The organism is Campylobacter concisus (assembly GCF_002165815.1).
GTDB lineage: Bacteria > Campylobacterota > Campylobacteria > Campylobacterales > Campylobacteraceae > Campylobacter_A > Campylobacter_A concisus_BH.
Map to the genome: position 1 here is coordinate 125157 of NZ_NDYN01000001.1, position 12938 is coordinate 138094.

The window sequence follows — 12938 nt, forward strand, 5'->3', positions numbered from 1 at the left end:
AAAATTTCAGCTAAATTTTGGCTGAAATTTTACTTTTATCCATTTTTTTGTAAAATGTCCCAAAAATTTAAAGGATAAATATGCAAATTTGGGATCTAAAAGCACTTTTTGCAAACGAAAAAGAGTGCGAGCAAAGCGCACTAAATTTACAAAAAGAGTGCGAGAAATTTAAAGATAAATACCTTGAAAATTATGAAAATTTAAAAACAGACCAGTTTTTAAAGGCATTTGGCGAATATGAAAATTTGATAGCTAAAATTTCAAAGGTAATGACTTACGCTTTTTTAAATTTTGCCAAAGATACAAGCAAAGGCGCATTTTACGCAAAGATCGATGAGATCGCGACAAAAGCAAATGAAAATTTGATATTTTTTGAGATCAAATTTAATGAATTTGCCCCTAAAAAACAAGAAGAGATCATCAAAAGCTCTAAAAAATATGGCTACTATCTAAGCAATCTCGCCAAAGCAAAACCGCACCAACTTAGCGTTGCCGAAGAGAGAGTGCTACTTCGCACGGCAAGCACCGGAGCCGAGGGCTTTTCAAGGCTTTTTGATGAGAGCATGAGCAAGATGAGGTTTAAATTTAAAGGCGAGCTTTTAAGTGAAGAAGAGATTTTAGCCAAGCTTCATGAGAGCAACCAAAGCGTGCGAAAACTAGCCGCCAAAAGCCTTTCAAACGAGCTTAGCAAGCACCAGCACCTTCTTGGCTACATATATAATATGATAAAAACTGATCTAAAAACGAGTTGCGAGTTGCGAAATTTCAAGCTTCCTGAAGAGCCAAGACACCTTGAAAATCAAATCAGTAAAAAAAGCGTTGATTCGCTCATCGCTGTAACTGAGAAAAATTTTGATTTAGTCTCTAAATTTTACGAGCGCAAAAGAGAGATTTTAGGCCTTAAAAAGCTTTATGACTACGATAGATACGCGCCTCTTAGCAGTGAGGGGGAGTATAAATTTGATGAGTGCAAAAAGATAGTTTTAAAGGCGTTTGGGACATTTTCACCTAAATTTGGCGATATAGCAAAAAGCGCCTTTAATGACGGCTGGATCGACGTTTATCCAGCGCAAAACAAGCGAGGCGGCGCATTTTCTCACTCAGGATCAAGCGACACGCACCCTTATGTTTTGCTAAATCACACAAACCAGCGAAGAGACCTTTTTACGCTAGCTCACGAACTTGGCCACGCTGTGCATCAAAAGCTCTCATATAGCGTAAGCTACCTAAACTCAGACACTCCGCTAACCACGGCTGAGACGGCTTCAGTCTTTTGCGAGATGCTAGTTTTTGACCACGTAAAAGACGGCCTTAGCAAAAAAGAGAAAATTTCACTGCTTGCTGGCAAGATCGAGGATATATTTGCCACGCTTTACCGCCAGATAAATTTCACCACCTTTGAAAGGGCCGTGCACGCACATGAGGGCGAGATCAGCCTAGATGAGCTAAATAAAATTTGGCTAAGAGAGAGCAAAAAGATGTTTGGCAAAAGCGTCACGCTAAATGACTACTACAAAATTTGGTGGAGCTACATCCCGCACTTCATTCACACGCCATTTTACTGCTACGCCTACTCTTACGCGCAGCTTCTTGTGCTTGCACTTTTTGGGCTTTATAAAAGCGGCAAATGCAAAAATTTTGTCGAAATTTACACCGAGTTTTTGAGCCTTGGCGGGAGCCTTAGCCCAAGGGAGCTTGTGGGTAAATTTGGCTTTGATATAGATGATAAAAATTTCTGGCAGATCGGCATAAACGAGGTCAAAAAACTAGTAGATGAGTTTTTAGAAATTTCAAAAGGAATAAAATGTTAGACGAAATTTTAGACGATGAGAAATTTGCACTTTTGATGAAGATGCACGTCTATGAGTGCATTGATTTTTTGCTTGAAAAGGGGATAAATTTCTCAGTTATGGCAAATTTGCCACTAGTTAGCTTCGAGCCTAGCTTGCCAGATGAGATAAGTGGCAGCTTTAGCATGCCAGTCATTATTTTCTCACTTGGTGGCTACACGCTTGAGAGTGCTAGGCTAACGCAAGATGAGCTTAGCTTTGAGGCTGGCTTTGGTAGTGAAAATTTCGCCTCAATGGTCTCTTTCCCACTTGGAGCGGTGGTTCAAATTTTGGTTGAGAATAGCCCGATCCTTGTAAATTTCTCTATCTACAAGCCAAAAGAGAAGCAAGTCGATCACGCTAAAAAATCAGCCTCAGTCTTTTTGCAAAACCCAAAAAATAAAGATATATTTAAGAAAAAATAGTAATTTTAAGCATTTTTGGCTAAAATCAAAAGAAAATTTAAAAAGCGAAAAATGGAAAATTTACTATCAAATTTAAACGAAGCCCAGCGCGAAGCGGCCACCCACATAGATGGCCCGATGCTCATCCTTGCAGGTGCTGGCAGTGGCAAGACAAAAACGATCACGACTAGGCTTGCCTATCTCATCGGCGAGGTCGGCATAGACGCGGCAAACACGCTAACTCTTACTTTCACAAACAAAGCCGCCAACGAGATGCGCAGCAGAGCCATGGCGATGCTAAGCCAAAGCGGCAAAAACTACTCGCCGCTACTTTGCACATTTCACAAATTTGGACTTTTGTTTTTAAAGCTCTATATAGAAAAGCTTGGCAGAAAAAATAACTTCGTCATCATCGACACAGACGATAAAAAACGCATCATCAAAAGCTTTGAAAGTCCAGTCGCCACGGCTATTTTGTCAAGTGAAATTTCAAACTATAAAAACTCACTTTTGAGCGTTGAAGAGGTCTATAAAAATGCAAATTTCTCTTCATTTGACAAGAGCAAGGACAACTTTTACAAGCAAGCAGCGCAAATTTATGAAAAGTACGAGGACTATTTAAAGGCGAACAACCTTGTTGATTTTGACGACCTGCTAGGACTTACATATAAAATTTTAGACGAAAACGAAGATCTTGCAAGAGAAATTTCAAACCGCTACAAATACATAATGGTCGATGAGTATCAAGACACAAACGATCTTCAGTATAAACTGCTAAAAAAACTCTGTCTATGCCACGAAAACATCTGCGTAGTGGGCGATGATGACCAGAGTATTTATGGCTGGCGCGGTGCAAAGATAGATAATATCTTAAATTTTAAAGATCAGTTTAAAGATGTAAAGATCATCAGACTTGAGAAAAACTACCGCTCGAGCGAGGCTATACTAAAGGCTGCAAACGAGCTAATAGATCATAACCGCAACCGCCTTGGCAAGAAGCTTGTGGGCACAAAGGGCGAAGGCGAGGCTGTAAATTTGATAGAGAGCTTTGATGAGAGTGTCGAGGCTGGCAAGATCGCAAAAAATATAAAAGAGCTTTTAATTAAAGGCGTGCAAGCAAAAGATATAGCGATCTTATACCGCATAAACGCGCTTTCTCGCTCGCTTGAAGATGGGCTAAACAAAGAGCAGATCGCTTATAAAATGGTTGGCGGAGTTAAATTTTATGAAAGAGCCGAGATCAAAGATATCATAAGCTACTTAAGGCTTATAAACAATCCAAACGATGACTTTTCAATAAGGCGCATCATCAACCGCCCAAAGCGAGGATTAGGCAAAGTAAGCCTTGATAAGCTAGAGAAAATGGCCTTTGAGGGCAAAATTTCCATTTTTGAAGCAATCTCAAACATCTCTGATAACGACGAAGCCTTTAGTAAAAAGGTAAAATCAGCCCTTCTTGAGTTTGCAAACAACCTAAAAGAGCTTCAAGAAAGCAGCTCAGTTTTTGACCTCATAGATAAATTTGAAGCTAAATTTGGCGTGAAAAAATACTACGAGAGCTTGCCAGATGGCGCTGAAAGAGCAGCGAACATCGACGAGTTTTACGCTGTTTTAAAAGATCAGATCAAGCAAAATCCAAGCTTTGATCTGGAGGAGTTTTTAAATGAGATCACGCTAACAAGCGAGCAAGACGGCATTAGCGACGAGGCTATTAGCATCATGAGCGTGCACGCGAGCAAGGGACTTGAGTTTGAGCACCTTTTTGTGATCGGCCTTGAAGAGGGATTTTTCCCGCTCATTGGCGATGGTAGCGACATCGAAGAGGAGCGCAGGCTCGCTTATGTGGCGATAACAAGAGCTAAAAGGACACTTAGCCTAAGCTTTGCAAATTCGCGCTTTTACAAAGGTCAGCGCACGAGGCTAAATAAGAGTAGATTTTTAAGCGAGAGCGGTATCACGCATGGCTCGCTAGTTATCGAACAGAGCAATGAATTTAAAAAAGGCGACCTTGTTAAACATAAAATTTTTGGTATCGGCCGCGTGAGTGCGGTTAGCAAGATCAAAAAAGAGTTTAAACTTACTATAAATTTTGGTGGCAATGTAAGAGAGATCATGTCAAGCTTCGTGGAAAAGGCCGTATGAACGCCATTTTCGTGGCAAACAAGCCTGCTGGCATGAGCTCAAACCACTTTTTAGGACGACTAAAGAGAAAGTATGGCGTTAAAAAGGCTGGATTTTCAGGCACGCTTGATCCATTTGCAAGTGGCTGTCTGATAGTCGCTTTTGGCTCGTATACGAAATTTTTTAGATTTTTAGACAAAAGCCCAAAGGTCTATGAGGCGACGATCTGGCTTGGGGCGAGTAGTCCTAGCATGGATAATGAAAATATCACTGAAATTTCAAATGTAAAAGAGCTAAATTTAGAAAAGCTTGAAGCCATAAGAGGCGAGCTAACTGGTAAGATAAGCTATATCCCGCCAAAATTTAGCGCCAAACATATAAATGGCACAAGGGCATATAAACTAGCAAGAAGTGGCGAAGAATTTGAGCTAAAGCCAGAGACAATGGAAATTTATGAGAGTGAAATTTTGAATTATTCACACCCTTTTTTGACACTTCGTTTAAGCGTAAGTGAGGGGAGTTACATCCGCTCTTATGCAGAAATTTTTGGGCAAAAAGTTGGTTATAATGTAACTTTAAGCTCATTAAAGAGGGTAAGCGAGGGTAAATTTCGCTATGAAAATGAAAAATTTTTAAATATTTGCAATTTTTTAAATATTGAGCAAAACACGTATTTTGGGGATATTAATAACATACTAGATGGCAAGAAATTAAAAATTAACGATTTTGAAACACAAACACAAGGAATTTATTTGCTAAATTATGATAAATTTATGAGCGTAATCCAAATCATGGATGATACTATAAATTACACTTTAAACAAGGTAGAAAAATGTTAATCTTAGCAAGAAAAGAAAACGAAGAAATTTTACTAGGTAACGACATAAAAGTCGTCGTAGTAAGTATCTCAAAAAGCACCGTTAAGCTTGGTATCGAGGCCCCGCGCAACACAATGATACTAAGAAGCGAGCTGGCAAACGATATCAAAAACGAAAATATCCACGCCACCAAAAAAGCAAGCGAAGCCGATATCCACGAGCTTGCGAAAAAAATCGAGAAATGAAAAGCTTTGCAAAGATCAACGTATTTTTGAAGGTAGTTGGTACCAGAGGCAACTACCACGAAATTTTGTCACGTTTTGTTCTTTGCGAGCAGCTTTTTGATGAAATTTATTTTGAGAGGTCAAATTCTTTTGCTATCGAATGCGACAACAAAGAGATAAAAGAAAACATCATCCAAAAAGCGATAGACGAGCTAAAAAAAGCTGGCTTTTCAAACGAGCTAGATGAGTTTTTTAGCTCTCATAAAATCATCATCAACAAACAAATCCCAATAGGTGCTGGTCTAGGAGGAGGTAGTTCAAACGCCGCCACCTTTTTACTTATGGTAAATGACGAGCTAAATTTAAATATAAAACGCGAAAATTTGATGCAAATAGCTTCCAAAATCGGCGCAGATGTGGCCTTTTTTGTAAGTGGCTACAAGGCAGCAAATGTAAGCGGCATAGGCGAGATCATAAAAGATTTTGACGATGAAGTGCCAAATTTAAATATCTTCACGCCAAATGTTTTTTGCTCCACACCGATGGTTTATCAAGAATTTAGAAGCAATTTCTTACAATACATAGACGTTAATGCTGCAAAAAAGATGCAAAATTTAAAGAGCAAAGAGCTACTTGAAATTTATAAAAACGAGGAGCTAAACGATCTTTTTGCCCCATGCTTTAAGCTCTATCCACAGATGAACGAGTTTAGGGATAAATTTCTAAGCGGCAGCGGCAGTAGCGTATTTAGCGTAAAATAAAAGGTAAAATTTTGATAAAAGATCTAGCAAAAAACAAAAAAGCTTTGCACGACTTTAGCATACTTGAGACCTTTGAAGCTGGCATCGTTTTAAAAGGCAGCGAGGTCAAGGCTCTAAGGGCTGGCAGAGCAAATTTAAAAGATAGCTTTGTGCGCGTCATAAAGGGCGAGCTTTTCTTACTAAACGCCCATATCAGCTATCTTGAGACTACACACAGCGCATTTCGCCCAAACGAGCGAGCAGCCAGAAAACTTTTGATGCATAGAAAGCAGATCGATAAAATTTTCGGTCAAGTCTCGCAAGATGGGCTTACTTTAGTCGTTTTGGCACTTTATCTAAGCGACAAAAATATCGTAAAAGCAAGGCTTGCGCTTGCAAAAGGTAAAAATTTACACGATAAGCGCGAGACTTTAAAAAGGCGCGAGGCAGACAAAGAGGCAAGAGCTGCTATAAAAAGATATGTTTAAGGGATAAGATGAAGAATTTACTCGTTTTAATAATCGCTTTATTTGCTTTTTTTGGTTGCGGCGATGACGAGAGCAGCAGCGTAAATTTTAAAGAATTTAGTCTAAATGAAGAGGTCAAACTTGTAGATGTAAGCGGCAAGGAGCTTACTTTGGTTAGAAAAGATCACGGCTTTGCTATCAAAAATGATGAAAATAAGGTTTTAATGATCGACATTTTTGGCACATTTTGCCCGCCTTGCCAAAAAGAGGCAGCTGAACTTACAAAATATCAGCTTGAAAACAAAGATAAATTTACACTAATCGGACTAACTCACTTTGAAAATGTCACAAATGAGTATGTTTTGCATGAATTTATGCAAAAATTTAATGCCTACTACTTCATAACAAACGACCAAAAGATAAATGACAGACTTTCCGAGCAGATCGTAAGAGATATTGAATACAAACATGAGATCGCACTACCTTTTAAGGTGGTGATAAAAAATGGCGAATATCAAATTTTAACAGACGTAGATAGCGTACAATACGGAGTAAAATACTATCTTGGCGGCATAAAAGTCACAAAAATGAAAGAAGATTTGGCAAAAATCTATGAAACAAAATAAATTTGCCTTATATTTGGAACATCATTTGCTTATAAATGTGTGAAATTTTAGAAGGACTTTAAATGTTTGTTTTAGATAGATCAAAATCTAGCCCACTCGTCGAATCAGCCCTTGCAGGCAGAGAGCTACGCCAAAAGCTCATCTCTGGCAACCTTGCAAATGTTGATACGCCATTTTACAAGGCTAGAGATGTAAGATTTGAAGATGTTTTAAGAGAAAAAGCAAATGAAATTTACAACGTTTCAGAGAGCAAAAAACTAAATTTAGCTAAAACAAACGAAGCGCACATGGCTGCGGTTGATTTTCCAAAAAGCGACACAGCTCAAATTTTCTTGCGCGATGGTCACATGGCTAGAAACGATGCAAACACAGTCGATCTTGATGTTGAGACAACAGAAATGGGTAAAAACACAGTTATGATAAACGCCCTTGATAGCGCCTACAAGGCTCAGGGCAATATCTTTAAAAGCGTAATAGACGCAAGTGCTAAGAACTAGGAGAGATGATGTCATACTTAAATGATTTTGATATTAGCGGATATGGACTAAGCGCGCAACGCTTCAGGATGAATGTCATCAGCTCAAACATAGCAAACGCTCAAACCACAAGAACAGCCGAAGGTGGTCCTTACAGAAGACAAGAGGTCATCTTTAAAGAGATGAACTTTGATAAAATTTTAAACGATCAGCTTAAAAACTCACAAAGTCTGCTTGACTATGAAAATCCACTCGATGATCCAAGCTCGCCTAAAAACGCTCACCCTGCCCTAACTAGCGTGATCGTAGATAAAGTGGTGCGTGATGATAAGGACTTTCAACTAAAATACGATCCTAGCCACCCAGATGCAAATGCAAATGGCTATGTCGCATTTCCAAATATAAACCCAGTCATCGAGATGGCTGACTTGCTCGAGGCGACAAGGGCTTATCAAGCAAATGTAGCGTCATTTCAAAACGCAAAAACAATAGCACAAAGTGCGATATCACTTATTTCAGGACAAGCATAATGATAAATAGCATAAATTTAGATAAGTTAAACAAAAGCGAAAATTCAAACAAAATAGCAAAAGCAGGCGAAGAAGGCGGCTTTGAAAACGCACTAAACGACTCTTTAAAAGAGCTAAACAAGGTTCAAATAAATGCCGATAAAGCCATAGCTGATCTCGCAACTGGCGAGGTAAAAGACTTGCACCAAGCAGCTATCGCCATAGGCAAGGCGGAGACCAGCATGAAGCTTATGCTAGAGATTCGCAACAAAGCACTAAGCGCATACAAAGAAATTTCAAGAACGCAAATTTAAGCCATTGAATGAATTCCAGAAAATCAAAAATAACCATACTTTTTTTATTAATTACTTTTGGAATTTCAATCTTTGTGCTTGTTATATTTTATAGAGCAAGCATCGAGCGAAAGCTTCCTAAGCTTCAAACAAGCGACGTAAATACCGCAATCCGAGGTAATATCGTCACGAAAGACGGCTTTAGCATCTCATCAAGCCAAAAACTCTACAAAGTGATGCTTGACACCAGAAACATTGATCCAAACAAAAAAGAGATGTTCATCAAGCTCTACTCGCTTTATAGCGGTGACGATCCAAACAAAGTAAGAAAGATCATAAACGGCACAAAAGGCCTTGTCACGCTCTCTTACAGCATCGACGCAAAGGGCGCTACCTATCTTCAAGAGCTCTCTAGAAAGCTAAACCGCAAGGGCATTTTGATCTCGTACCTTGATCCAAAGACTGGCCTTGCCTCATTTCAAGGTATGCGCGTGATGGAGAGCGGTCAAAACCGTAAATTTATGTCAAAAGACGCTCTCACGCCAGCTATTGGCTACGTGAGCAAAACAGAGAGCGACGCACTTACCAAAAGCAAAGGCGTAAAAGGGCTTGAGAGATACTACGAGGACTACCTAGCTCCGATACAAAATGCCAAAATCCTTGGCCCACGCGATATTGGCAACAATATAATTTTAACCAGCGATTCAAATTTAGCAACGAGGGTTGATGGCTACAACGCAGTGCTTTCTGTACCGCTTAAATTTCAAACCAAGTTAGAGCAAATTTTAGATGAAAAACGTGAATTTCTAGATGCAAAAGAGCTAATCATCTGCATAATGAATAGCAAAAATGGAGAAATTCTAGCCCTAGCTTCTAGCTCAAGATATGATCCATCAAATATAAGAAAGCAAGATTACAGCGCGCTAAATTCAAGCGCAAGCGAGTATGCATACGAGGTTGGATCGGTTTTTAAGCCATTTATCTTCTCCATACTGCTTCAAGAAAAAAAGGTAAATCCTTTTGAGCTAGTAAATACCTATAACGGTCGCTATCAGCTAGGAAAAAGAATCATCAAAGATACCCACCCAGAGCCATTTATGAGCGCTGAAGACATCATCGTACACAGCTCAAACATCGGTATGATCCAGCTAGTAGAACGCCTAAATGGTCCGCAAATTTATCAAGGGCTTTTAAATTTTGGCTTTTCAAGAAAGACTGGCATCGACCTGCCATACGAGCAAGTAGGCATGATGCCAACGGTTACAAAGCTAAATTCATCGACTTATAAGGCAACAGTTAGCTACGGATACGGCCTTCAAGCGACATTTATGCAGCTTTTAAAAGCCTATAACACCTTTAACAACAAAGGCATCGAGGTGACGCCGCACATGGTGGCATATCTTGAGCGAAACGGCAAGCGCTACGATCTGCCAAAAGCAGAGCCAGCACAGGTCATCTCGCAAGAGACCGCAAAGATAATGAAGAGAATTTTGATAAAAACAGTTGAAAAAGGTACTGGCTTAAAGGCATTTACGCCAGGTCTTGAGATAGGCGGTAAAACTGGCACCGCGCACATCGCTTCTGGAAAAGGCGGATATAGCAACACCTATAACGGCTCGTTTTTTGGCTTCGTAAATGACACAAGAGGCAACAGCTACACCATAGGCGTTTTGGCAAGAGATCCTAAAAAACCTTACTACTACTTTGGTGCGCAAAGTGCGTTGCCGACATTTAAAAAGGCCGTTGATCTAATGGTTGAAGATGGCTATTTATTCCCAGATCCTAATGTCATAGCTGAGTTTGAAGCTAAAAAAGACAAGCTCAAAAACGACAAAGCAAAACAAAAACCAGCGCTAGATTAAATTTAACTTTTAAGATATAAATATTAAATTCAAATTTAGAGTTTAAAGTAGAAATTTGGATCTAGGCAAGCGGCCTAAATCCAGAATTTATGCAAGTCCAAGTTCATTTAAGACAGAGCTTAAATTTACAGAATTATTTGTATTTTTGCCAAGGCTATTTTGCTTCTCAAGCAGTGTTTGGCTTGTAAGCGCCATGTTTAGCTCTTTGCGGTAGTCACTTAAAATTTTATCCATGATTTTAAGTAGCTCATTTTTTTGATCCTGCGTTTTGGTCGGATCATTTATGCTTAAAAGCTCAGTTAGCTCCTCTTTTTTCTGAGCTATTTTCTCTTCTATTTTGTTTGAATTTAGCTCATTCACAAAGCCAGCAGCACCGATCTCTGTAAGCCTTTTCTTAAACTGCTCAAGCTTGTCTGAAACCTTTGCCTCGCTTGTGATCTTATCAAGCGTTAGACTTAAAATTTCATCAAAACTATTTTTTTTATCTTTAGCTTTGCTTGAGCCTGACTGCAACAAATAATCGATAATATCGTTATTTTGAACCTTCATACATCTCCTTTTAAATTTGAGATGCTTTTTATAAGCAAGATTTATTCCTAAAGGCTAAATTCTCTAGCGTTTTTTGACTTTTCTAGGATAAAACTAGCAAATTCATCGCTAAAATTTGGACACTCTACCACTTTGTAAAAGCTAAAATTTAGCTCTTTTGCAAGCTTGGCGTACTCGATAACTAGCTCAAAAATGGTCTCAGAGTTATCTATGCAAAAAGATAGCGGATAGATAAGCGCTTTTTTATTTTTGCACTTTGCTAAAGCCTCATTTAGAGATGGCTCTAGCCATTTAACTGGGCCAAGACGCGACTGATAAGCAAGGCTCACATCTTTAAAATTTAGCCCCTGCTCTTTTAGCATTTTGCTTAAAATTTGCACATGTTCGTTTATGTGTTTTTCGTAGATATCGCCATTCTCTATGATCTTGCGAGGCAAAGAGTGAGCTGAAAAGATGAGGCTAACGTTGCTTATATCGGTATCTTTTACCGCTCCCTGGATATGAGAGATAATGATCTGATTGTAAGTGTCATCATCATAAAATGGCTCGCAAAGTGAAATTTTAGCTTTAAAATTAAGCTCCTCTTTTGCCTTTTTAAAATCAGCTAAGCTCGAAGTTATCGTAGTTTGTGAGTGATGAGGATAGAGCGGCAAAAGCACTATCTCATCAAATTTTTCATACTTTTTAAGCACATCTTTTACAAATGGCGAAGTGTAGTTCATCGCAAAATCAACCGCGTCAAATTCGCTTTTAAGGCTTGAAATTTTCTCACAAAGCTTAGCTGTAAGCTCACAAAGTGGAGACTTGCCACCTATTTGCTCGTAGTTGTGCTTCGCAGTTTTTAGCCTACCTTTTGTGATCATGAAAGCTACAAATTTTCTTAAAAATTTATTTTTTATACCCAAAATATATGGGTCATTAAACATATTTGTTAAGAAAATTTCGACATCATCAAGGCTGTTTGCACCGCCCATATTTAAAAGCAAAAGAGCTTTTTTCATTAAAATAGCTCTTTAATCTTTATAGCGTCATCGATGTTTGAAAGTTCGCTACTCTCGCCACTTTGGCAAAGATCGTAAAAGGCCTCGTATTGCGCTTTTAGCTCGCTATTATTAGTATCTATCTTTAAATTCATCTGTCCATTTTCGCTCACTTGATGAAGTTTGTGATCGATAAGATCGCCAAAATAGACGCCATTTTTCGCATTTACCTCTATCTTAAAGCGCTCTAGTGAGCCACAAAATGAGTCAGTGATATGCACTAGAATTTGATTTTTACTTTTAAAGCTTATCGCCACGTTATCGGCACTTTTGGCATTTGTCTTGTTTGTTTGAGTGTAGTAAAAGTCGCTGACTTCAGAATTTATGATATTTTTTGCTAGGTCGATGTCAGAAACTGAGAGCTCATTTATGATATTTCCGTCGCAAAGTGGCTTAAAATGTGCGATAGAAATGCTATAAATTTCCTCTTCTTTTAAAAGTGCTTTTTTAAGTGACAAGATAGTTGGATTAAAACGCTCTGAAATGCCTGTGCAAACCCTAGTTTTGTTTGTTTTGGCGGCATATTTTATCTCTTTAAGATCGGCGATACTTTTAAAAACTGGACGTGAGATGAGGATATTTTGGCAATATTTTGCACACTGGCAAAATGCCTCCACCATCTCCTCTCTTGGCGAGCAAAGCACGACTGCTTGAGGCTGGGCAACCTCTATAAATTCTTTAAAATCAGTATAAAAATCAGCTCTGCAAAACTCATCAACATTGTCTTTGTCAAAAATGCCACAAATTTCAAACTCGTTTGAGCGTCTAAGCTCTAAATAATGTTTTTTACCTGTGCTGCAATAGCCGATAATGCCGATTTTTAGCTTCACATTCACCCTTTAAAACTTTAGAAATTTTTAATTATTTTATTTACAAATCGCTTTTAAATAGATAAAACAAGAGATAGTTTTCAAAATATCACTATTTTTTCTCTTTTTAGAATTTCGCAAACGAATTTTGGCTAAAATCAAGCAAAATTT

Annotated in this window: 15 protein-coding genes; 12 read left to right on the plus strand and 3 right to left on the minus strand. The window is 38.6% G+C overall.

Translation table 11 applies throughout. The features are described from left to right. The first annotated feature begins 80 nt into the window (after positions 1-80). From B9N65_RS00680 to B9N65_RS00735, 12 genes are all read left to right on the plus strand, one after another. Positions 81-1811: a M3 family oligoendopeptidase gene (locus B9N65_RS00680; RefSeq protein WP_087582392.1), complete on the plus strand. Its 1731-nt coding sequence runs from the start codon at positions 81-83 to the stop codon at positions 1809-1811. Then, positions 1805-2254, plus strand: a complete 450-nt coding sequence (locus B9N65_RS00685) for a hypothetical protein (protein ID WP_087582393.1) — start codon at positions 1805-1807, stop codon at positions 2252-2254. Before B9N65_RS00680 ends, B9N65_RS00685 begins: the two co-directional genes overlap by 7 nt. 51 nt (positions 2255-2305) lie before the next feature. Continuing rightward, positions 2306-4375 carry an ATP-dependent helicase gene (locus B9N65_RS00690; RefSeq protein WP_087582394.1) on the plus strand — a complete coding sequence of 690 codons (2070 nt, stop codon included), beginning with the start codon at positions 2306-2308 and terminating at the stop codon, positions 4373-4375. Then, complete coding sequence (gene truB / locus B9N65_RS00695) at positions 4372-5193, plus strand: tRNA pseudouridine(55) synthase TruB (protein WP_087582395.1); 822 nt, start codon at positions 4372-4374, stop codon at positions 5191-5193. The genes B9N65_RS00690 and truB overlap by 4 nt, the downstream gene beginning before the upstream one ends. Further along, positions 5187-5417 (plus strand): carbon storage regulator CsrA, encoded by a 231-nt coding sequence (gene csrA, locus B9N65_RS00700; protein WP_002941828.1) that lies wholly within the window; start codon positions 5187-5189, stop codon positions 5415-5417. The genes truB and csrA overlap by 7 nt, the downstream gene beginning before the upstream one ends. Next, positions 5414-6157 (plus strand): 4-(cytidine 5'-diphospho)-2-C-methyl-D-erythritol kinase, encoded by a 744-nt coding sequence (locus B9N65_RS00705; RefSeq protein WP_087582396.1) that lies wholly within the window; start codon positions 5414-5416, stop codon positions 6155-6157. The genes csrA and B9N65_RS00705 overlap by 4 nt, the downstream gene beginning before the upstream one ends. Positions 6158-6171: 14 nt before the next feature. Then, entirely contained in the window at positions 6172-6624 is a 453-nt protein-coding gene (gene smpB / locus B9N65_RS00710; protein WP_035142320.1) for an SsrA-binding protein SmpB, read from the plus strand. Between the two features lie 8 nt (positions 6625-6632). Further along, positions 6633-7229, plus strand: coding sequence for a thioredoxin (locus tag B9N65_RS00715; RefSeq protein ID WP_087582397.1), 597 nt, complete (start codon positions 6633-6635; stop codon positions 7227-7229). Between the two features lie 62 nt (positions 7230-7291). After that, complete coding sequence (gene flgB, locus B9N65_RS00720) at positions 7292-7726, plus strand: flagellar basal body rod protein FlgB (RefSeq protein ID WP_009294075.1); 435 nt, start codon at positions 7292-7294, stop codon at positions 7724-7726. A gap of 8 nt (positions 7727-7734) precedes the next feature. Continuing rightward, positions 7735-8235, plus strand: coding sequence for a flagellar basal body rod protein FlgC (gene flgC, locus B9N65_RS00725; protein ID WP_012139981.1), 501 nt, complete (start codon positions 7735-7737; stop codon positions 8233-8235). After that, complete coding sequence (gene fliE / locus B9N65_RS00730) at positions 8235-8528, plus strand: flagellar hook-basal body complex protein FliE (RefSeq protein ID WP_009294077.1); 294 nt, start codon at positions 8235-8237, stop codon at positions 8526-8528. Before flgC ends, fliE begins: the two co-directional genes overlap by 1 nt. Before the next feature lie 8 nt (positions 8529-8536). Next, positions 8537-10369 (plus strand): peptidoglycan D,D-transpeptidase FtsI family protein, encoded by a 1833-nt coding sequence (locus B9N65_RS00735; RefSeq protein ID WP_021085499.1) that lies wholly within the window; start codon positions 8537-8539, stop codon positions 10367-10369. Between the two features lie 87 nt (positions 10370-10456). On the opposite strand, the gene B9N65_RS00740 is transcribed toward B9N65_RS00735, so the two are convergent. From B9N65_RS00740 to B9N65_RS00750, 3 genes are read right to left on the minus strand one after another with little or no spacing between them, the layout of a single operon-like run. Further along, a complete protein-coding gene (locus B9N65_RS00740) occupies positions 10457-10918 on the minus strand; it encodes a hypothetical protein (RefSeq protein WP_012139983.1) in 462 nt (153 codons plus the stop codon). A 47-nt stretch (positions 10919-10965) separates the two neighbouring features. Beyond that, a complete protein-coding gene (gene hemH / locus B9N65_RS00745; RefSeq protein ID WP_087582398.1) occupies positions 10966-11919 on the minus strand; it encodes a ferrochelatase in 954 nt (317 codons plus the stop codon). Then, complete coding sequence (locus B9N65_RS00750; protein ID WP_087582399.1) at positions 11919-12788, minus strand: Gfo/Idh/MocA family protein; 870 nt, start codon at positions 12786-12788, stop codon at positions 11919-11921. The genes hemH and B9N65_RS00750 overlap by 1 nt, the downstream gene beginning before the upstream one ends. Positions 12789-12938 lie beyond the last annotated feature (150 nt).